General features: G+C 41.2%; 18 protein-coding genes. 10 read left to right on the top strand and 8 right to left on the bottom strand.

The window, feature by feature from the left end:
- Position 1: 1 nt before the first annotated feature.
- Entirely contained in the window at positions 2 to 385 is a 384-nt protein-coding gene (locus tag SYN7502_RS00175; RefSeq protein ID WP_144050149.1) for a DUF3119 family protein, read from the bottom strand.
- A gap of 136 nt (positions 386 to 521) precedes the next feature.
- On the opposite strand from SYN7502_RS00175, the gene SYN7502_RS00170 reads away from it, so the two are divergent.
- Together SYN7502_RS00170 and SYN7502_RS00165 are read left to right on the top strand one after the other, a co-directional pair.
- Positions 522 to 722, top strand: a complete 201-nt coding sequence (locus SYN7502_RS00170) for a hypothetical protein (RefSeq protein WP_015166868.1) — start codon at positions 522 to 524, stop codon at positions 720 to 722.
- Positions 723 to 748: 26 nt separating this feature from the next.
- Positions 749 to 1408 (top strand): HEAT repeat domain-containing protein, encoded by a 660-nt coding sequence (locus tag SYN7502_RS00165; protein WP_015166867.1) that lies wholly within the window; start codon positions 749 to 751, stop codon positions 1406 to 1408.
- On the opposite strand, the gene lepB is transcribed toward SYN7502_RS00165, so the two are convergent.
- Positions 1405 to 1998: a signal peptidase I gene (gene lepB / locus SYN7502_RS00160; RefSeq protein ID WP_015166866.1), complete on the bottom strand. Its 594-nt coding sequence runs from the start codon at positions 1996 to 1998 to the stop codon at positions 1405 to 1407. The genes SYN7502_RS00165 and lepB overlap by 4 nt on opposite strands.
- 125 nt (positions 1999 to 2123) lie before the next feature.
- Between lepB and thiO the strand changes: the two genes are divergently transcribed.
- Together thiO and SYN7502_RS00150 are read left to right on the top strand one after the other, a co-directional pair.
- The gene (thiO, locus tag SYN7502_RS00155) at positions 2124 to 3134 is read left to right on the top strand and encodes a glycine oxidase ThiO (RefSeq protein ID WP_015166865.1); all 1011 of its coding nucleotides are present in this window, start codon (positions 2124 to 2126) and stop codon (positions 3132 to 3134) included.
- Between the two features lie 73 nt (positions 3135 to 3207).
- Positions 3208 to 3777: a TMEM175 family protein gene (locus tag SYN7502_RS00150; RefSeq protein ID WP_015166864.1), complete on the top strand. Its 570-nt coding sequence runs from the start codon at positions 3208 to 3210 to the stop codon at positions 3775 to 3777.
- 8 nt (positions 3778 to 3785) lie between these two features.
- Here SYN7502_RS00150 and SYN7502_RS00145 read toward each other — a convergent pair whose 3' ends face one another.
- The 4 genes from SYN7502_RS00145 to SYN7502_RS00130 form a co-directional block, all read right to left on the bottom strand.
- Complete coding sequence (locus SYN7502_RS00145; protein ID WP_015166863.1) at positions 3786 to 4976, bottom strand: glycoside hydrolase family 10-like protein; 1191 nt, start codon at positions 4974 to 4976, stop codon at positions 3786 to 3788.
- 20 nt (positions 4977 to 4996) lie between these two features.
- Positions 4997 to 6628 (bottom strand): bifunctional metallophosphatase/5'-nucleotidase, encoded by a 1632-nt coding sequence (locus SYN7502_RS00140; RefSeq protein ID WP_015166862.1) that lies wholly within the window; start codon positions 6626 to 6628, stop codon positions 4997 to 4999.
- A 259-nt stretch (positions 6629 to 6887) separates the two neighbouring features.
- Positions 6888 to 9077 (bottom strand): sensor domain-containing protein, encoded by a 2190-nt coding sequence (locus SYN7502_RS18010; RefSeq protein WP_015166861.1) that lies wholly within the window; start codon positions 9075 to 9077, stop codon positions 6888 to 6890.
- Positions 9078 to 9106: 29 nt separating this feature from the next.
- On the bottom strand, positions 9107 to 10156 hold the full coding sequence (locus tag SYN7502_RS00130; RefSeq protein WP_015166860.1) for a tetratricopeptide repeat protein: 1050 nt from the start codon (positions 10154 to 10156) through the stop codon (positions 9107 to 9109).
- Positions 10157 to 10746: 590 nt separating this feature from the next.
- Here SYN7502_RS00130 and SYN7502_RS00125 point away from each other — a divergent pair.
- The 6 genes from SYN7502_RS00125 (at position 10747) to pstB (ending at position 18233) form a co-directional block, all read left to right on the top strand.
- Positions 10747 to 13233 carry an ATP-dependent Clp protease ATP-binding subunit gene (locus SYN7502_RS00125; RefSeq protein WP_015166859.1) on the top strand — a complete coding sequence of 829 codons (2487 nt, stop codon included), beginning with the start codon at positions 10747 to 10749 and terminating at the stop codon, positions 13231 to 13233.
- Positions 13234 to 13246: 13 nt separating this feature from the next.
- Complete coding sequence (gene minC / locus SYN7502_RS00120) at positions 13247 to 14104, top strand: septum site-determining protein MinC (RefSeq protein ID WP_015166858.1); 858 nt, start codon at positions 13247 to 13249, stop codon at positions 14102 to 14104.
- 115 nt (positions 14105 to 14219) lie between these two features.
- Positions 14220 to 15401 carry a phosphate ABC transporter substrate-binding protein PstS gene (gene pstS / locus SYN7502_RS00115; protein WP_246828946.1) on the top strand — a complete coding sequence of 394 codons (1182 nt, stop codon included), beginning with the start codon at positions 14220 to 14222 and terminating at the stop codon, positions 15399 to 15401.
- 75 nt (positions 15402 to 15476) lie between these two features.
- Positions 15477 to 16451 (top strand): phosphate ABC transporter permease subunit PstC, encoded by a 975-nt coding sequence (pstC, locus tag SYN7502_RS00110; protein WP_015166856.1) that lies wholly within the window; start codon positions 15477 to 15479, stop codon positions 16449 to 16451.
- 11 nt (positions 16452 to 16462) lie between these two features.
- On the top strand, positions 16463 to 17359 hold the full coding sequence (gene pstA, locus SYN7502_RS00105) for a phosphate ABC transporter permease PstA (RefSeq protein ID WP_015166855.1): 897 nt from the start codon (positions 16463 to 16465) through the stop codon (positions 17357 to 17359).
- Positions 17360 to 17375: 16 nt separating this feature from the next.
- Positions 17376 to 18233 carry a phosphate ABC transporter ATP-binding protein PstB gene (pstB, locus tag SYN7502_RS00100; RefSeq protein WP_015166854.1) on the top strand — a complete coding sequence of 286 codons (858 nt, stop codon included), beginning with the start codon at positions 17376 to 17378 and terminating at the stop codon, positions 18231 to 18233.
- 102 nt (positions 18234 to 18335) lie between these two features.
- Here the strand turns inward: pstB and SYN7502_RS00095 are convergent, their stop codons facing one another.
- Complete coding sequence (locus tag SYN7502_RS00095) at positions 18336 to 18947, bottom strand: molybdenum cofactor guanylyltransferase (RefSeq protein WP_015166853.1); 612 nt, start codon at positions 18945 to 18947, stop codon at positions 18336 to 18338.
- On the bottom strand, positions 18944 to 20263 hold the full coding sequence (locus tag SYN7502_RS00090) for a helix-hairpin-helix domain-containing protein (protein ID WP_015166852.1): 1320 nt from the start codon (positions 20261 to 20263) through the stop codon (positions 18944 to 18946). Before SYN7502_RS00090 ends, SYN7502_RS00095 begins: the two co-directional genes overlap by 4 nt.
- Positions 20264 to 20265: the final 2 nt, after the last annotated feature.

The raw sequence follows: 20265 nt of genomic DNA, 5'->3' as shown, positions 1-20265 counted from the left end.
TTTATAACTTTTGATCTATGGCTTTTGGACAGTGTTGTTCAAGGTTAGCTTTCAGGGCATGGGCATCAAAAATTATTGGTAAAAAATGAATACTTTTAACTTCCTTAAAATAGAACAGGATCGGAACTGGTTGCCAAAAAATCTGCCAATTTTGCCAGTCTTGGTAGGGAAATTGTCGAGTTAAAGTGCGATTACGATAAATATCTAAGGCTGTAGGTGTAAAAACCAATAATAATGTGGCGGTTTGAAAAGTTAAAAATAGGCTAAATAGGATCAAAAAGCCAGCGATCGCCCAAAATTTGAGAAACCATAGCCCGATGCCAACTATGCCAACTACGGCGGGTATAGCATAACTGGGACGCAAAGAAGTTTGGACTGCATTCATAGTTACAAATACTTCAGGAAAGAAGGTGCTAGTATTTACATTAGCTCTTAACATTATCTCGAAAGTAAATCTCGCAAGTAAACAGTTATTAAAATAGTTAAGAGTTAGCCTAAACCTAGCCAGAGGAAAGCTAAATATGAATCTCACCCAGCCAGACACCAAAAATTGGGAATCCCTTAAGCAAGTAATTGCAGGTAGCAGTGGTTTTGAAAAGTGGAGACGCACTAGATTAGCAGAAACCTACGGTAAAGATCAGAAACAGGAGCTAAACTCCGATCGCATTGATGAACTGGTAACTAGCTATCTGCGTGAAACCCTAGAAACCTTAGCTTATTAGTGTACTTATTAGCACAAAATCACATAATGATAGATATTGACTTGCTCCGTAACCAGCTTAAGTCTGATAATTACGGCGATCGCATGCAAGCTTTGGCTCAAAGTAGGGGTTTAGCTGTAGCGGAAAGGTTTGAATTTGTAGCTATTGCTACTAGCGATCCCCATACTAGAATTCGTTATGATGCTGTCAGTCAATTAGCAACCATTGGCAATCATAATTTAGAGCAATCTGGTCAGATTTTGTGTGACCGCCTATTAACTGATCCAGAAATAGATGTGCGGGCGGCGGCGGCGGATGCCATTGGAGCCTTAAAGCTGACTGATGCCTTTACCCATTTGGCTAATGCCTATCGAAATACCACGGACTGGATGATGCAGTTTAGTATTATTGCGGCTTTGGGAGAATTAGGGGATCAACGGGGTTTTGAGCTTTTAGCAGATGCTTTGGCGCATAATCCTAATGATCTAGTTAAAATCGCAGCAATTGGGGCATTGGGTGAATTGGGGGATGTAAGGAGCTTGGATTTATTATTACCCCTTGTGGAGCATCCAGACTGGCAAGTGCGTCACCGTTTGGCACAGGCTTTCGCAAATATTGGGACAGAGCCTGCGATCGCTAGTCTGAAAACGTTAACTGAGGACACTGCGTCACAGGTATCAGAAATTGCCAAGATATTATTAGGCTAATTATTAGGTTCGTAGCTTGGATGTTCGAGAATACCTGCGCGTCCATCCCATGGGAAAAATCGCACTATGGCTTTACCGACAATATTTTGTTCAGGGAGAAATCCCCACACGTGGGAATCGTTACTATTATTGCGATTATCGCCCATCATCCAATAGGTATTTTCAGGAACTTTGATCGCTGAATTCAGAGGATTAGCAGGTAGGTAATAGTCTATGGGTTCAAGAATATAGGGTTCATTTAGGGGCTTCCCATTAATAAATACTTGTCCATCATGGATAGATATTAATTCACCGGGCAAACCAATGACACGCTTGATATATGCCTTGGTATTATCTTCAATTAATGGCGACTCTGGCGGATAAAAAACTAAAATTTCTCCTCTCTGGGGCGATCGCCACCAATTACTCACCTTTTCTACAATGATGCGGTCTTCAATATGTAGGGTGGGTTCCATGGATGCAGATGGAATATATCGTGGTTCTATGACAAATGTTCTGAGTAAAATCGCCACAATCACTGCAATTACAATTGTGCGGATATTTTCTTTTTGACTTGCCCACCAAGACCCGAAATTTTTTTGCTGTTCCAATTTATTCTATTAGTAAGTAGATTTATATTTAACTGTATTTAAATTTATATTTATAAGGATAAAACCAAAGATAAAACTAAGGTGAAGACCCTTTGCCAAAAATTGTACTAGCTTCTTGGTGATAAATGACTGATGTATTAATTATTGGCGGCGGCATTATTGGTTTATCGATCGCATGGGAATTATCGCTGGTAGGGGCAGAAGTAACGATTATTGAACGTAATACCTGTGGCATGGGGGCAACTTGGGCGGCGGCAGGGATGTTAGCACCTCAAGCGGAGCGATTATCGGGAAATTTATTGGATTTGGCACTACGCAGTCGGGGTCTTTACCCAAATTGGATTAGTAAACTACAAGGCTTAACGGGGATGGAATGTGGCTATTGGCAATGTGGAATTTTGTCGCCTTATATGAATGAAGTCTTAGTTTGGAAACATAATTTACAGAATCTGCCTCAGTATTGCGATCGCCAGCAAGTTAAAGCGATGCAATCGGGATTAAGTCATAATGTGGTCGGAGGACTATGGTTTGATCAGGATGCCCAAGTTGATAATCGTGCCTTAGCCCAAGTTTTATTAGCGGCTCTACGCCAAAACTCTGTCAAAATTTTGGAAGGGGTTAGTGTTTATAGCATTGCCACTGATCATCACCATGTTACCCAATTAGTTACCAGTCAAGGCAATATACAAGGAGATCGCTATATTTTGGCAACGGGGGCATGGACAAAGGAGTTAATCCCATTACCCATATCACCCCGCAAGGGACAGATGTTGTCAGTATTTGATCCAAATCGCAGCTTGAAAACCGTCCTGTTTAGTGATGATGTGTATATTGTGCCTCGGCTCGATGGCAGGATCATTATTGGTGCCAGTGTAGAAGATGTGGGATTTTTAGCGGGAAATACGGCGAAGGGGATTGCGACCTTACTAAATAATGCTATTCGCCTCTATCCAGCGATCGCCAACATGAATATTCAATCAACTTGGTGGGGGTTTCGTCCCCATGCCCCCGAGGAAATCCCGATTTTAGAAATTTGCCCTAAGTATAGTAATCTGATCTTAGCCACGGGACATTATCGCAATGGGATTTTACTTGCCCCTGTGACCGCTAGCCTAATTGCTGATTTGCTTAAATAGATTAAATAAACTCGCTCTTAACTCTACTTTCCCTTAAAATCTCGGTATTAATTAGCGGGCATGGTTTACCACTATGGATAGAGGAAGATTAGAAGCATTTAGTGACGGGGTGATCGCAATTATTATTACGATTATGGTGCTGGAATTAAAAGTTCCCCACGGTGAAGACTTGACCGCATTGAGTCCCTTATTTCCCGTATTTTTAAGTTATGTAATCAGTTTTATCATCCTTGGCATTTACTGGAACAACCATCACCATCTATTTCAAGTGGTGGAAAGGATAAATGGTCATGTGTTATGGGCGAATTTACATCTGCTATTTTGGTTATCCCTAATTCCGTTTGTGACTGGGTGGACAGGGGAAAACCACTTTGCGTCTCTACCTGTTGCCATGTATGGCGTGGTTCTATTTTTTGCGGCGATCGCTTACACGATTTTGAGTATTACTTTAATTTCCCATCACGGTGCAGGATCAACCTTGGCGATTGCGATCGGTAAAGATATAAAAGGTAAGGTTTCCTTAGGAATTTATGCCTTGGGGATTTTATTATCCTTTGTTAATTCTTGGCTGGGATTTTCGCTCTATGTGCTGGTGGCAATTATTTGGTTTCTTCCCGATCGCCGCATTGAGAAGGTTTTATAATTCAAGGCTTAAGATTTACTGATTTGGGAACTAATCTGCGGACTAATTTGGGGGCGATCGCTCTTGGCGGATAATAAATTTTTAAATGCTCCATCTCGATTACCAAGGGTCTCATAAAAGAAAAAAGAAAAGCCTTGAAACCCTCGACTGCGAGTAGATTTAATCTGTGCTGATATTTGCTGCATATCGACTTTTTGGGTGCGTAAACCCGTCAGGATGCCAATGCCCACGGGTATAGTTTGGCGCACTTCCACTAGGTCAGAACTGATTAATTCTTTCTCAAACCCTGCCAAATCCGAGCGATATACTTGAATTACTAGCTCATCTAAAAGTCCCATTTTGACCCAACGGTGCCAATCTTGGAGATAATTTTCGTAGGAAAAAGCCTTGGGATTGGGGGAAAGAGAAATTATGCACTTAGGTTTAACAGCTTTAACCGCCACCTTAACTTTAACCATGAGGTCGGTAATATACTGCGATCGCCACCTTGTCCATTCCAAATCCTTAGGATTATCTGGGGGAAGCTGCCCGTTATGATCCTGTTTATACAGAGCGATCGTGAAATCATCGTAGCCGAGTTCCGCAGGCAGACCAAAGTGATCATCTAACTGAATGCCATCGACATCGTACTTAGAAACAATTTCCGTAATTAAATCCACAATTAAGCTTTGGACTTCGGGACGTAAAGGATTAAGCCACACAAACCGATGTTGTCCGTGATCACCATAGACAAACACACTAGAGCCATCTTTACGCGTTGTTAGCCATTGGGGATATTTTTTTGTTAATTCGGCATTTTCCTCGGACATCAAGCCAAACTCAAACCAGGGAATTACCGTTAGCCCTTTGTTATGTCCCATTTCCACCGCATCAGCTAACATATCTCGCCCTTGCAGTTGGGGATCGGGACGAATTGACTGTCCAAAGGATTTTGCTGAAACCTCACTGGGGTAAAGGGTATAGCCCTCATGCCAAACCGTAGGATAGATCGTATTAAAGTTCAGTCGTTGCAAACGCACCATTGCCTGCTCTAAATTAGAACGAGATAAAAGTACATCGCTATCAACATTGGTCAGCCATACTCCCCGCAGTTCTGGTAAGGATTGCCCCCAAATCGGTAGGTTTAAACCCAGATTCAGGAGTAAAGCGATCGCTAAACCAGAACAGATGAGAATTAATGACTTGATCCATTTTTTCATGATTGAAATAACTTAAATAACTAATTAACCGTAATCCGTGGGCTGGAACTTGATTCTAAGGGCGATCTAACCCGAAGAAATGCTTCTAGGGCAGCTAAATCCAAGACTCCACCCAAGCGATCGCGCCCTTCTTTGAACCCCGTGAAATTATCCCCGCCATCAGCAAGAAAACTATTGACAGTAATTCTGTAGTCAGCCGTGGGATCAATATTTTGATTATGGAGTTTCATATTGCTGACTTTATTACCAAGGGGAGCGTTAGCAGTCCAAGTATAGCTAAATCCTTGGGATACCTGCAGAATTCGATTTTGTCCCACCACAGGATTATCAAACTGCTGTTCTAAGATTTGCTTAATTTGCGCCCCTGTTACCGTCATAGTGACTAAACTATTGCCGAAAGGTTGCACAGTAAAAGCCTGTCCGTAGGTGATATTACCATCCCCATAGGTTAAATCCGCCCGAATTCCCCCTGGATTCATAAAGGCGATCACGGCATTACCTGTCCCTTCAGTTCTAGTAGCAGCCAATTGAGCATCGGCAATGATTTTACCCAAGGGAGACTCTCCCGCAATATTAACAGCACGGCTAATATCTGATTTGATGGAGCCAATTTTGCGACTAGCCAAGGGCATAGCCACAGCTTGATATTTAGCAATTAAGTTAGTTAAAGCTGCCGCCTTTGGTAAATTATGCGTAACAATTATATTATTAGCTTTGATCTGGCTTATATTTCCTGTGGTGCGATCGAGGGTCAGGTCAATATCCGTAACTAGCCGCCCAAAGGATAAGGCACTGGTGACATAGCGTTGATCAATCACACAGTTATATGCCTGATGGGTATGTCCAGTAATAAATAAATCCACCTCTGGATCGGTACGTTTCACAATATCAACGATCGCCCCCGAAATATTTTGGCATTCATTATAGCCACCTGTGGTCAATCCACCTTCATGTAATAGGACAGCGATCGCTTTAATTCCCTGCTTTTTTAACTCTGGGACTAGGGCATTAACCGTATCTGCCTCATTTTTAAATTCTAGTCCCGCTACCCCAGATGGTGAAACAATTTTTGGTGTCCCCTCCAATGTCATCCCAATAAAAGCGATTTTAATCCCGTTAAATTCTCGAATTTGGTAAGCAGGAAAGATGGTCTTACCCGTATTTTTATCAATTACATTGGCGGCTAGAAACTTAAAATTAGCTCCCTGAAATTGTTCTACCTGACAACCATCGTGATGACATCCACCATTTTGCATTCGTAATAGTTCCGATGCCCCTTGGTCAAATTCGTGATTACCCACAGCATTTAAATCTAAACCGACTTTATTTAATGCGGCGATCGCTGGCTCATCATGGAATAAAGCTGAAAGTAAAGGACTGGCTCCAATGGTATCCCCAGCAGATACTACTATCGTATTGGCATTAGTGTTGCGTAATTTTTCAATGTGAGATGCTAAATATTCCACCCCACCAGCAGGAACCGTAGTTTGGTCGGGGAGCTTTACGCTTAGGTTAGCGGGTTCTAAATTGCCATGAAAATCATTGAATGCTAGTATTTTGACATTTACTGTTCGGGATTGGGTACTAGCAAAGGGCGCAAAAACTAGGGTGATCAATAGGGTAATTACAAAAGCGATCGCATACTTTTTCATGACTATGCCTCAGCTAAACATTGGATTAAATATGGGTAGAACAACCTAAACCCAATAAACCATAATTTGCCATAATTTGCTTGATCCCAAAATTTCTAGTCCCCAATTTCTAGTCAAAGTATTGATAAGGCTTGATCCTGAATTGCTTGCCAAAGTGATCGCAGTTTCCCACTGACTCACAACTATTTTCCACAGCCTCGGAAAAGTAACTTTGAGAGCATTTGATAAAAAGACCAAGTAATAAAGACCAAGAATGCAATCAAGTCAGACTTTTTTTGGCAAATTTCCGAATAAATTGGGTTGAAGCGTGGAGATCGAGTGGTTGTGCAAATAAATAGCCTTGCCCATAGTGACAGCCCAGTTGTATTAACCTGTGCAGTTGCTCCAAGTTTTCTATGCCTTCAGCTACTGTATTCATATTCAAACCCTTAGCTAAAGCCAAAATCATTTCGATAATTTCTGTGCTTCCAGAGTCAATGCGCTTGACAAATGAGCGATCAATTTTTAAGGTGTCAATGGGAAACTCATGCAATCGCCCCAGGGAAGAATAGCCAGTTCCAAAGTCATCAATGCAAAGCTTAATTCCCATTTCTTTTAATTGATTGAGGATTATAAGTTGTGAGCTATCGGTTTCTAGTATGCAGCTTTCCGTAATTTCCAACTTTAAACATGAAGCAGGTAAGCCAGTTTCAGCAAGAATTTGTCTAACTTGACATCCTAAATCTGGTTGCTTCAGTTGCATAGGCGAGAGATTGACATTAATACTGAACGGTGACTGTTGATAAAATGCTTGAAGCCAAAATTGAGCTTGCTGACAGGCTTCACGCAGAATCCAAAAGCCTAAGGGGTTAATTAAACCAGTTTCCTCGGCAATGGGAATAAATCGGTTGGGAGAAATTATGCCTTTAGCTGGATGCCGCCAACGGACTAACGCTTCAAATCCACACACACTCTGATCGGATAAGGAAATCAAAGGTTGATAGTCTAAAAAAAATTCTTGGTTGGCGATCGCTCTGCGTAAATCATTCTCAAGGCTTAACCGTTCCATCAATCCCGCTAGAATTTCAGGATTAAAAACTTCATAGCGACCGTTTCCCTTACTTTTTGCCTGATACATGGCAATATCAGCATCTCTTAAGATATCCTCAGGTTGTTGATATGTCTTTATCCCAAACGTAATCCCTATACTGGCGGTAATATAAATTTCGTAATTATGGAGATTAAATGGCAGCCGCAATTGTGATTGAATCTGGGTTGCTAAATTAGTAGCGATCGGTAAATCATCAATATCTTCCAAAAGTAGGATAAATTCATCGCCACCAAGCCTAGTGACTGTGGAATTATTTTTTGTTAGACACTCTTGTAGTCTCTGGGCAACTTGTCTCAGTAATTCATCTCCAACTAAATGCCCTAAGCTATCATTAATTACCTTAAAGCGATCGAGATCGATAAATAGTACAGCGTACAAACTGTTCTTACCCATGATCTGCTTCAGCTTTTCGATTAGCCAAAACCGATTGTAAAGACCCGTTAGGGAATCATGGCAGGCATCATATTTCAGTTTTGCTTGGACTTCTTGAAGGTTGGATAACGATGTTTTGAGTGAGATTTCTGCTTGTTTATTGAGTGTAATATCTTGAAGCGTACCCAAAATTCCAATTACATCTCCAGAACTATTATGAATCGGAATTTTATTGCGTTCCACCCACATTTCTTTACCATTGGAATTTGGCTGAGATTCTATAATTCCCAGTTGAGCTTGATCGCTTTCCATAATTTGCAGATCAACTGCTCGATATTTTTCAGCTTCGGCAAAAGTAATACTAGGCAAATCGTAATCATACATCCCAATAATTTGTTCGGGAGAAGTTAAGCCCATAGCATCTGCAAAGACTTTATTACAGCCCAGATACATGGAATTGCGATCCTTCCAGAAAATTAATTGGGGGATATTATTTAAAATCACCTGCAGTAATTCAGCACTATGACTCATTTCCTGAGCCTGTTTTTGAATGGTAATATCTTCACAAATACCAATGAAAAAATGAGGCGAATTATCAATATTGCGAATTAATGAAATGGTCAGGCGCACCCAAATAACTTGGTTTAGCTTGCAAATGCAACGCTTGTCTATGCGGTGGTGATCCGTAATTGCGAAATCGGTCAGAAACTCAAAACCATCATTAATATCTTCAGGCAGAATTAGATCAGTCAGAGAAACCCCAAATAGTTCATTTTCGGCATATCCAAGCATCTGTTGCAAAGTTAAATTACTTTCAATAATTTTCCCATCTAAATTAATGATCGCCATCCCAAATGCGGCACCTGCAAAGATCGCTCGAAACTTTGAGTTTCCCCACTCAAAAACCTTCATCGAACTTTGCTGAGTCAGCTTACTAAAGTGTTGAATCTGTTGATCAGGACTAGGTTGATTATTTGACAGATTCATAGTGATCTCATGGTGTAATTAGGAGGCTATCAAAATACTGAAAGTCCTTTCATCTCAGTGTTATTTGCCCAAGAAAAATAGCTACCTTCATACTGGGAGTCGAGCTTTACGGCTTGCTCATAGTCATTGCGAGCCCCCGTTTGTTCGCCGACGCTATATAGCAACATCCCTCGATTTAAGTATGCTTCGGCATAAGTGGGGTTGATTTTGATGGCTTGGTTGTAATCTAAGCGCGCCCCCTCAATATCACCTAACCCCTTGCGAGCCAATCCTCGGGCATTATATGCTTCAGGATAATTGGGCTCTAGCTTAATGAGTATATTAAAGTCAGAGATCGAGGCGTGATAGTTTTTCAGGCTATTGTATGTTACACCCCTTTTGTAATAGGGTTTTGCACACTTTGGATCTATACTTATTGCCTCAGAATACGCTTGAACTGCCTTTTCAAGATTTTTAAGATGGGTAAAGATTTCTCCACATAATAAGTAAGCATCTACACTTTCTTTATTATTTTTAATGATTTCCTTTAGTTGATTCATTGCTGCTGCAAAATCCTTTTTCTCAATTAGTAACTTGGCGTTATCCAGCCATTGGTTAGAAATGTCTTGAGAAATATCTGTGGTCACTGGAATCAAAACTTCTGGAACCACATCGGGAATTTTGATCGGTACTTCTAAATTTAAATATCCGTAAATCTGACTAATTTGGGAGCTAAGATTTTCTTGATCAAGTCTTGGTAATATGCACATAGATCCTTGCTTTGTCGCCCAACGCTGTTCTAGTTTTGTAAGCTCTGATTCGCTGCGAGTAGTCAAGAAGACAATCTGAATAGAAGGTTGATTATCTTTACACCATCTGCTTACTTTACTTGCCTGGAGCAAATTACTCTCAGGACATTGAATACTCATTTCCACTAAAATTAGGCTGGGCAGGCTGCTAGATGGAGTTTTTTCGACTACATTAACAAGGTCATCCGTAGGAGAAATATTAACAAGTTCAATATCCTGAGATGATAGATTTTGCAACCATAAATCTAATTGTTCGCTACTGCTGTGCATTAGATAGACAATTGTTTTCATCTTAATTTCCTAATTGTTTATTTGTCTGTTATTTACTAGCTACGCACATAGACTAAAAGCTTAAATATTCGCTAACTCTTTAATTAAGTTGTCTGAAATAAGTTGTTTGAATAAATTACCGAATAAGCTACTTTGTTACTTTATGTAATCAACTTGCTTGGACTACCTATGGTAATTACTAGATCAACCAAGAATTAACTTGATTAATCCTATCCTTAGTGATCAGCTTCTTACAGTAGTCTTAAATACATTCTTTCCCAGTCAAAATGAATTAAGAGTTAGGTAAAAGCGTTCTATAGAGCAGTATTTGTGAAATTCTATCCAATGGTCAGACTGATGAAGATGCTGTTTAGTGTATAAATTGGTGTAGCGATCGCAATTGTTCCAGATTTAATTCTAGATTTCTTTAACCGTAAATAATTAAGTAATAATGCTGATAGGTAATGATCCCAAGATTTAATTCCTAAAATCTAAGATTAGTCATTAATTCGGTTAACCTAACCAAAACCGATCTATAATCTACCCCTAACCTAGAAAATAGGCTGTTATACTGAATTCTATCGAATGCAGCAAGTAGTGGGAACAAAGCCATGTTTGAACGCTTTACAGAAAAGGCAATTAAGGTCATCATGCTGGCTCAAGAAGAAGCTCGCCGCCTCGGACACAACTTCGTTGGCACAGAGCAGATCTTATTGGGTCTGATTGGAGAAGGAACAGGCGTTGCCGCCAAAGTCCTCAAGTCTATGGGAGTTAACCTCAAGGATGCAAGAATTGAGGTCGAAAAAATTATTGGGCGTGGTTCAGGCTTTGTAGCAGTGGAAATCCCATTTACCCCAAGGGCAAAACGAGTTCTAGAGCTTTCCCTGGAAGAGGCTCGCCAGTTAGGACATAACTACATTGGGACAGAACATTTACTCCTAGGTCTAATTCGTGAAGGGGAAGGAGTAGCGGCAAGGGTTCTAGAAAATCTTGGCGTAGATTTGTCGAAAGTTCGTACTCAAGTAATTAGAATGTTAGGCGAAACTGCTGAAGTTTCCGCAGGTGGTGGTGGTGGACGCACAAAAACCCCAACTTTGGATGAATTTGGGTCTAACTTAACCCAATTAGCGATGGAGGGCAAACTTGATCCAGTGGTAGGTCGCCAAAAAGAAATTGAGCGTGTGATTCAAATCTTGGGACGGCGAACTAAAAATAATCCAGTTTTAATTGGTGAACCAGGTGTTGGTAAAACGGCGATCGCTGAGGGATTGGCACAGAGAATTACCAGTGGTGATATTCCCGACATTCTTCAAGATAAGCGGGTAGTAACCCTTGACATTGGCTTGTTAGTAGCAGGTACCAAATATCGAGGTGAGTTTGAAGAACGCTTGAAAAAGATTATGGATGAAATTCGTTCTTCTAATAATGTGATCTTGGTAATTGATGAGGTTCATACCCTAATTGGGGCTGGTGCTGCGGAAGGGGCGATCGATGCCGCTAATATCCTGAAACCTGCTTTAGCCCGTGGTGAACTTCAATGCATTGGGGCAACGACTTTAGATGAGTATCGTAAACACATTGAACGAGATGCGGCATTGGAAAGACGTTTTCAGCCAGTTATGGTTGGTGAACCAAGTGTCGAAGAAACCATCGAAATTCTATTTGGGTTGCGGGAACGCTATGAGCAGCACCATAAACTCAAAATTTCTGATCTAGCAATTGATGCGGCGGCTAAGTTATCTGATCGCTACATTTCTGATCGATTTCTGCCCGATAAGGCGATCGATTTAATTGATGAAGCTGGTTCCAGAGTCAGATTATTGAATTCACAACTCCCCCCTGCGGCTAAGGAACTGGATAAGGAACTACGACAACTGCTGAAAGATAAAGATGATGCTGTGAGGTCTCAAGACTTTGATAAGGCAGCTAAACTGCGCGATCGCGAGCTAGAGATTAAGCAGGAAATCCGCAATTTGAGTCAAGCTAAAAAAGCTGAAACCACTAAGGATGATGTGGTACCAGTGGTCACAGAAGAGGACATTGCCCATATCGTTAGTTCTTGGACTGGCGTACCTGTAAGTAAGCTCACCGAATCTGAATCCCTGAAATTGATGCAAATGGAGGAAACTCTGCACCAACGCTTAATCGGACAAGAAGAAGCCGTAAAAGCTACTTCCCGTGCCATTCGTCGTGCCAGAGTTGGACTTAAGAATCCTAACCGTCCGATCGCTAGTTTTATTTTCTCAGGACCCACAGGTGTTGGTAAAACTGAGTTAACAAAGGCTCTAGCCGCCTACTTCTTTGGTTCGGAAGAGGCAATGGTCAGGTTGGATATGTCTGAGTTTATGGAACGGCATACGGTTTCTAAGCTCATTGGTTCACCTCCCGGCTATGTGGGTTATAACGAAGGTGGTCAATTAACTGAAGCTGTCCGTCGTCGCCCTTATACCGTGATTCTATTTGATGAAATTGAAAAAGCTCACCCTGATGTCTTTAATTTACTCTTACAAATTTTAGAAGATGGACGATTGACAGATTCTAAGGGACGTACCGTAGATTTCAAAAATACCCTAATTATCATGACCTCCAATATTGGTTCTAAGGTCATTGAAAAAGGTGGCGGTGGTTTAGGCTTTGACTTTGCTGAAGATCAAGCTGACTCCGCATATACTCGAATTCGATCGCTAGTTAATGAAGAGCTAAAACAATACTTCCGCCCAGAGTTTCTTAACCGTCTTGATGAAATCATCGTCTTCAGACAACTGAAGATTGAAGAAATTAGAGAGATTGCCGAACTCATGCTTAATGAAGTTTACAAGCGACTCAAGGAGAAAAATATTACCCTTGCTGTCACTGAACGCTTCAAAGACTTACTAGTGCGGGAAGGTTATAACCAAAGCTATGGAGCTAGACCCTTACGTCGGGCAATTATGCGCTTACTTGAGGATTCTTTATCGGAAGAAATTCTCACAGGTAAGGTTAGAGATGGCGCATCGGTAATTGTAGATGTGGATGATGATGGTAAGGTAATTTGTGTAGAGCAACCCTCGGCGATCGCCCCTGCGGATAGCCCTTTACAACTCATGCCCTCTGCCTAATTTAACTTTTTCAATGAACTCTGAGCAAACTTTAACTAATCCCCCTCAAGACCTTGGCAAAATACCTGATCAAGGAGGAGAGGAGGATTTTTTACTGGAAACCATAATTGAAAGCGATAAACTGATTCAACCTGCCCCCTCAGCACCTCAAATTTCAGTACCGCAAATTAGGTTCAAAACCCTTGATGATAAGTTAAATCTGATCCTGCCATTGGAGCAAGAACTGACCGATACTGATGGTTCTAGCCATACCACCTTAACTTGGACTGATTTACTAGAGCAACTCCAGCAAAAAATTACGGCACAGGCGGATACTTTGACTGCGGGAACTTTAGTCTATTTGCAAGCGGGCGATCGCCTTTTAGATGTCAGACAAATTCAAGATATTACGGAAATTCTCCAAACCCAAGGGTTAGTTCTCCATAGTGTTTCCACATTTCGTCGTCAAACGGCGATCTCTGCGGTCACGGCTGGTTTATCCGTAGATCAAAGTCCCAAAACTCCCGTAAATCCTGAAATATCCCCCCAAGACGATCCCTTGTATCTAAAAATGACGGTGCGATCGGGAGTGGAAATTCGTCACAATGGCAGCATTATTATCTTTGGGGATGTCAATGCGGGCGGAGAAATAATTGCCACAGGGGATATTTTAATTTGGGGAAAACTGAAAGGTGTGGCACATGCTGGGGCAAAGGGAAATGCTCAGGCTGTAATTATGGCTTTACATTTAGATGCGACACAGTTACGCATTGCTGATTTCGTGGCTCGGGTGGACTCGCCAACTACTAGCTTCTCTCCTGAGATTGCCCATGTAAGTCGTAAGGGGAATCCTATTATTTGCATTACCCCTGCTGCTAGTTTTTCTAGGTAGAACTATAAAAATTGGGATAAATCTGTAACATTTGTCAGAACTTATACAGTGTGTCACTTTTATTTTGCACGGGGATTTACTCACTAAGTTGTGGTGAGCATAATCTGAAAATTGTTTGTGGATAACGGTATCATCAAAACTTAACCATGCCTTAACCATATCTTGTGACTTTATTAACCTTGGGGCGGTCATCAACGCTGTAGTCTTAGATTTAGAGATTACTTGTAAAAAATCACACAAAAAATCCAACGGACTAGGAAATATGATCTTTTTCACTTCAAGTTTACGTCGTCTTGTCACGACTTCAGCCGTAGCTATTTCAGTGGTATTTGGAACGGCAATGGCAGCCAGTGCTCAGACCGTGACCTTAAATGGTGCAGGGGCAACTTTCCCTGAGCCTCTATACCAAAGATATGCTGCTGAATTTGCCAAGCAAAATCCAAATATTAAAGTTAACTATCAAGGTATTGGTAGTAGTGGTGGGATTAAACAATTTACCGCAGGTACCGTGGACTTTGGGGGTAGTGATGCTGCCATGACTGATGCACAAATCGCTGCGGTGAGTAAAGGCGTGATTTTAGTTCCTACCGCTGGTGGTGCTGTGTCCGTAATTTTTAACGTGCCCGGAGTAGAAAAGTTAAAACTTTCTCGCTACACTCTTCCCCTTATTTTTACAGGACAAATTAAGCGGTGGAATGATGCCAAACTGGTAAGGGATAACCCTGGAGTTAATCTTCCTGACTTGCCTATCAGACTTGCTGTTCGTGCCGATGGTAGTGGCACCACCTTCATCTTTACTAACCACCTTTCTGCCATTGATCCCTCATTCCGTAAATTAGTAGGACCTGGTCAAGCTCCGAAATGGGTTGCTAGTCCTCTTAAGGGTAAAGGTAATGCTGGTGTAGCTGGTGTAGTTAAACAAACTGCTGGAGCGATCGGTTATGTAGAATACAGCTATGCTAAAAATGGTAATCTAGAGACTGCCCTTCTACAAAATAAAAAGGGTCAGTATGTTACTCCAGAGTTAAGTAATGCTAATAAAGCTTTAGCAACCTTTAAGTTCCCTGAAAATTTCAGAGTGTTTGAAGGTGATCCAACCGATGGCTACCCAATTGTGGGCTTAACTTGGCTGTTAGTTTCCAAAGACTATGATGCAGCTAAAGCACCTGCAATTAAAAAGTTCATTCAATGGGCTTTGACTTCAGGACAAAAAATTAATGGCTCTCTTGAATATACCCAAATTCCAGAGGCAGTAGCTAAAAGAGTAATTCAAGTGGTCAATAGTTCTGTTAAGTAGTTATTAAAAATTTTAGGGGCTGCAAATAATTTCAGTCCCTAAATAAAGTAAATCACCCTGAAGGAAAAATTGCTGATGGCAAGTTATTCTAAATCCTCAAGCTCCGACCAAGCTGCCAATGCAGTCAACATCAATGTTTTTGATACTAAAGGTTATATCCTCGAAAATGGATTCACGATCTTAGTCAAAATATTTGGTCTAGGAATGCTGGCAATGATGCTATTTGTGATAGTGGTCGTTGCCTTTCGTGCCTTCCCTGCCATCCAAAACTTTGGACCCCAATTTATCTTTAATACTAACTGGAATGTTGGTACTGATGAGTTTGGGGCTGCTCCTTACATTTACGGCACCATAGTTAGCTCAGCGATCGCTATTTTACTTGCTACACCTGTGGGGGTTGCGATCGCTTTAACCACCAGCGAAAACTTTGTTCCTAAAAGCGTGCGGATGCCTATTGCCTATACGGTTGAACTAATTGCAGCTATTCCTAGTGTGATTATCGGTCTGTGGGGCATTTTTACATTTGTCCCAGTTATTAAGCCTTTTCAAGAATTTTTACATAGCACTCTGGGTTGGATTCCTTTATTTGGTACCGAATCTTCAGGCTTTAATATCATGACGGCTGGGGTATTACTGGCAATTATGATCATACCGACTGTAGGTTCTATTTCTAGAGATGTATTAATAGCGGTGCCAGCAGAGTTTCGTAGTGCGTCTATGGGCTTAGGTGCAACTCGGTGGGAAACAATTACTAGGGTAATCTTACCTGCTGCCTCTCCTGGTATTTTAGGAGCAGTTATGTTGGCTTTGGGACGTGCATTGGGTGAAACTATGGCAGTAACAATGGTAATTGGTAATACTGCCCAGATTAGTGCTTCCCTATTGGATTCTGGCTACAGTATTCCTGCGGTAATTGCCAATGAATTTGCAGAAGCGGCGGGAGATTTACATCCGGGTGCGCTCTTATATTTGGGGCTAATTTTGTTCGCACTAACTCTGATTGTAAATATTGGTGCAGTTTTATTAGTTCAACTATTTACTAAGGATTAGGTAATAATTTAATGAGCAATCAAGTTCAGGAATCCGAGTTAATTGAACTCACCGTGCCGTTGCCAGTGATTAGGTCGAACTTCAATTTATTTATGACAGTTCTTGCCTTTGCCTTAACAGGTGTGGCATTAATACCGCTAGGCTCAATCTTAATTGAAATATTCTTTAAAGGTTTACCCTACTTAAGTTTTGATGTTTTTACATCCTTACCTGCAGCAGTAGGCGAACAGGATGTTAAAAATGGTTTTGCTAATGCCATTCTGGGAACCTTGCTAATGGTTGGAGTTGCTTCTTTGGCGGCTATTCCTTTTGGCGTAATGGCTGGGATTTACTTGTCAGAATTTGGGAAAGAGCAACCTAAAACGGCTGGTTATGTCCGATTTGCGACTAGAATTTTAAGTAGTGTCCCATCTATTGTTGTAGGTGTGTTTGCCTATGGCGTGATTGTTGCTAACTTCAAGAGTTTTTCGGCTTTAGCAGGAAGCTTCGCCCTCGCTACCATTATGTTGCCAATCGTTACTCTAACTTCAGAAGAGGCTTTAAAGTTAATTCCTACAAGTGTACGTCAGGCATCTGCTGCCTTGGGTGGCAATCGATTTCAGACTACTTTTAGAATTGTCGTATCTGCAGCTTTACCTGGTATTACCACTGGTGTGCTTCTGGCTGTGGCTCGTGTTGCAGGGGAGACTGCTCCTTTGTTATTCACGGCACTATCCAGTCAAGATTGGCCCCAAGGTCTATTTAACCCTGCTCCATCTCTAGCTGTTTTAATTTACCAATATTCTACATCTGCTTATCCCGAACAAAACAAATTAGCTTGGACTGCTGCGGCTGTGCTACTGATATTAGTAATTACAGTTAACGTGGTATCTCGCCTAGTTACTCGCGATCGCCTAAATACTCGTTAGTTTTCCTTTAGCTATTATGCAAAACCCTAATAAACCTTCTAACCCTAAAAGCATTTCTACTGAAACAGTGATTCAGCTTTCTGATCTGGTTACTGACATCACGGTACCAGCTATTCAAGTTAAAGACCTGAACTTTTACTATGGCACCTTAAAAGTACTTCAAGGAGTAAACCTTGACTTTAAGCAAAACCAAGTTACAGCGATGATTGGTCCTTCTGGTTGTGGAAAATCTACACTGTTGAAGTCTTTAAATCGCATAGGCGAGCTAGAAAGCAAGATCAAGATTGACGGTAAAGTTGAGTTTTTTGGTCAAGATATCTATTCACCTAATGTCAATATTAATCGTCTGCGTAGCCAAATCGGCATGGTTTTCCAAAAGCCCAACCCCTTTCCTACGAGTATTTATGATAATATTCTGTACGGAGTTAGAATTGCAGGACTTAAAAAAAATCGTGAAGAACTAGATGAAATTGTCGAAACTGCTCTAAAAGGCGCGGCTCTGTGGAATGAAGTTAAGGATAAGCTGAAAAAGTCAGCATTAGGGCTGTCTGGTGGTCAACAGCAACGTCTTTGTATTGCCCGATCGCTTGCGGTTAGACCAAAAGTATTATTAATGGATGAACCTTGTTCTGCCCTTGATCCAATTTCGACCCTAAAGATTGAGGAACTAATTCAAGAACTCCGCACTTCGCTAACCATTGTGATTGTGACCCATAATATGCAGCAGGCATCACGGGTATCTGACTACACAGCTTTCTTTAATACCGATGAAAGTCGTATTGGCAGAATGGTGGAGTATGCTCAAACCGCCAAAATCTTTACAAATGCTTCTAACTCTGCAACTAGAGATTATGTAGCTGGTTTATTTGGTTAGGTTTATTGGGTTAATTCAAGGGATTATTTAGCGATCGCAGGTTTTATTTAACGTTGATAAATAAAATTATTGACAGTCTCTAATAGAGCTGTTTTTTTCTGCCTATTTATTGAAAGTATTTTTAACCTGAGCATATTCCGTTGGAGTATTACAGTTAAAGAGCATTTCAGGATCAACATGGGGAATTTCTATCACCCTAGATGCATATAGCCAGTCTTGGAAGGAATATTTACCTTTTTGTCTATAGCTTTCTAAACTTTCTAGACAAGAACAACGATAAAATCCGCATAGTGGTTCCCAGCCTTTGCTATGTTTAGGTAAAAAGGCGATCGCTTGTGAAGGCAAATTTGCTAAATTTTGACTCCAAGCTTGAATGACATCGGATTTTAACTGGGGTAAGTCACAGGCGAGTAATAGTACCCAATCGGTTTTTAAGTTAGATAAACCTAGAGTAAATCCTGATAATGGACTTTGAGGAGCAGGTTCATGGATAAATTTAGATTCCAGCGGCAAATTCAGAAACTTGTATTTTTTTTGCCAAGGGGTGATCACTAAAATCGGATTGGCTCCACAGGCTTGGGCAACCTCACAAACTTTTTGTAATAAAGGCTTACCATTAATTTCTAGTAGTGCCTTATCTGTAGCCATGCGTGAGCTTTTTCCCCCTGCTAGGGCGATCGCTCCCAAAGAAACTCCTGAAGAAGCAAAAATCATTTTACTAATCCATCTGCTTGCGCCTGAAAGTTAGCTTTAAGTAATGCCTCAACGGTTAAGATTTCATCCTTGACCCAAAATTGATTCCCGAAACGCACCAGTTGAGATGATTCGCCAATGGAGGCAATAACAGGGACTTTACCATTTTCTTCGGGGTCTTTCTGCTCTCGTAGGATTTCACGGAGGGCGTAGAGTTTTTGTGATTCCTGTGCATCCTCGTAACTTAAATGGATTTTAACCATGCGCACCGAGTCAATGGGTTGTAGATCATCAAGGATTAATTGAGACTGTTCATCTCGGCGATCAATCTTACCCCAAATCATGAGACGGGCATCTTTTTGTAAATTTAGGCGTACTTTCTCGTAGGTCTTGGGGAAAATTACCGATTCAGCCCGACCCGTCAAGTCTTCAATTTGAATTACTGCCATGCGATCGCCTTTTTTCGTGACAATTTCCTTAATATCAGTGACAAGGACAATAGCTGTAATCGTTCTACCCACATACTCTTCCATATCGCTTAAATTAATGGGAGCAATGACGGCGGCTGAGGATTTGACAATTTTGAGGGGATGATCGGAAATATAAAAGCCCAATAATTCCTTTTCCATGCGCAGCTTTTCTTGGGGTGGATAGTCTTCAACGGGAATGCCTGCGGGAGTTTCATCAAAAATGACTTTTTCGGCTTCACCGCCCAACATATCAAATAGGCTACCTTGCCCACTAGCTTGATCTTTAGCCTTACGGGAAGCCCATTCCACGGTTACTTCTAGGTCACTAATTAGTTGATGGCGATTGGAATTTAGGCGATCAAATGCCCCAGTTTGAATTAATGCTTCCAATCCTTTTTTATTCAATGCCCTTGCATCCACTCGGCTACATAAATCAGCTAACGAGCTAAAACTACCGCCAACTTCCCTTGCTTCAAGGATAGAATGTACCGCCCCTTCACCTAGATTTTTAATTGCTGCCAATCCAAACATGATTTTGGTATTACGGGGGGTAAAGTCAATACCAGATTCATTAATATCTGGAGGTAAAACCTCTATGCCCATGTTGTTGCAACTGGCAATATATTTTTGGACTTTATCTTGGTCGCCACTGGAGGAAGATAGCAACGCTGCCATGTATTCCACAGGATAGTTTGCCTTGAGGTATGCAGTTTGATAGGTGACATAGCCGTAGGCAACACTGTGGGACTTGTTAAAGCAATTAGAGGCAACTAAGCCATTATCTAGTATAAAGTTATGATCCTTTTCGACCCCAATATCATAGACAGTTTGGACTCTAAGGGGTTTACAACTTACGATCTTAACCATTA

It is taken from the genome of Synechococcus sp. PCC 7502 (genome assembly GCF_000317085.1).
GTDB lineage: Bacteria > Cyanobacteriota > Cyanobacteriia > Pseudanabaenales > Pseudanabaenaceae > PCC-7502.
This window is presented reverse-complemented; position numbering and strand designations above follow the sequence as displayed.

Excerpts from the sequence above, each read along its gene's own strand:
- SYN7502_RS00170 (WP_015166868.1), top strand. The coding sequence starts at position 522 with ATGAATCTCACCCAGCCAGACACCAAAAATTGGGAATCCCTTAAGCAA.
- pstA (WP_015166855.1), top strand. The coding sequence starts at position 16,463 with ATGAGCAATCAAGTTCAGGAATCCGAGTTAATTGAACTCACCGTGCCG.
- SYN7502_RS00095 (WP_015166853.1), bottom strand. The coding sequence starts at position 18,947 with ATGATTTTTGCTTCTTCAGGAGTTTCTTTGGGAGCGATCGCCCTAGCA.
- SYN7502_RS00175 (WP_144050149.1), bottom strand. The coding sequence starts at position 385 with ATGAATGCAGTCCAAACTTCTTTGCGTCCCAGTTATGCTATACCCGCC.
- SYN7502_RS00140 (WP_015166862.1), bottom strand. The coding sequence starts at position 6,628 with ATGAAAAAGTATGCGATCGCTTTTGTAATTACCCTATTGATCACCCTA.
- thiO (WP_015166865.1), top strand. The coding sequence starts at position 2,124 with ATGACTGATGTATTAATTATTGGCGGCGGCATTATTGGTTTATCGATC.
- SYN7502_RS00090 (WP_015166852.1), bottom strand. The coding sequence starts at position 20,263 with ATGGTTAAGATCGTAAGTTGTAAACCCCTTAGAGTCCAAACTGTCTAT.
- pstC (WP_015166856.1), top strand. The coding sequence starts at position 15,477 with ATGGCAAGTTATTCTAAATCCTCAAGCTCCGACCAAGCTGCCAATGCA.
- pstB (WP_015166854.1), top strand. The coding sequence starts at position 17,376 with ATGCAAAACCCTAATAAACCTTCTAACCCTAAAAGCATTTCTACTGAA.
- SYN7502_RS00150 (WP_015166864.1), top strand. The coding sequence starts at position 3,208 with ATGGATAGAGGAAGATTAGAAGCATTTAGTGACGGGGTGATCGCAATT.
- SYN7502_RS00145 (WP_015166863.1), bottom strand. The coding sequence starts at position 4,976 with ATGAAAAAATGGATCAAGTCATTAATTCTCATCTGTTCTGGTTTAGCG.
- SYN7502_RS00125 (WP_015166859.1), top strand. The coding sequence starts at position 10,747 with ATGTTTGAACGCTTTACAGAAAAGGCAATTAAGGTCATCATGCTGGCT.
- SYN7502_RS00130 (WP_015166860.1), bottom strand. The coding sequence starts at position 10,156 with ATGAAAACAATTGTCTATCTAATGCACAGCAGTAGCGAACAATTAGAT.
- SYN7502_RS18010 (WP_015166861.1), bottom strand. The coding sequence starts at position 9,077 with ATGAATCTGTCAAATAATCAACCTAGTCCTGATCAACAGATTCAACAC.
- minC (WP_015166858.1), top strand. The coding sequence starts at position 13,247 with ATGAACTCTGAGCAAACTTTAACTAATCCCCCTCAAGACCTTGGCAAA.
- SYN7502_RS00165 (WP_015166867.1), top strand. The coding sequence starts at position 749 with ATGATAGATATTGACTTGCTCCGTAACCAGCTTAAGTCTGATAATTAC.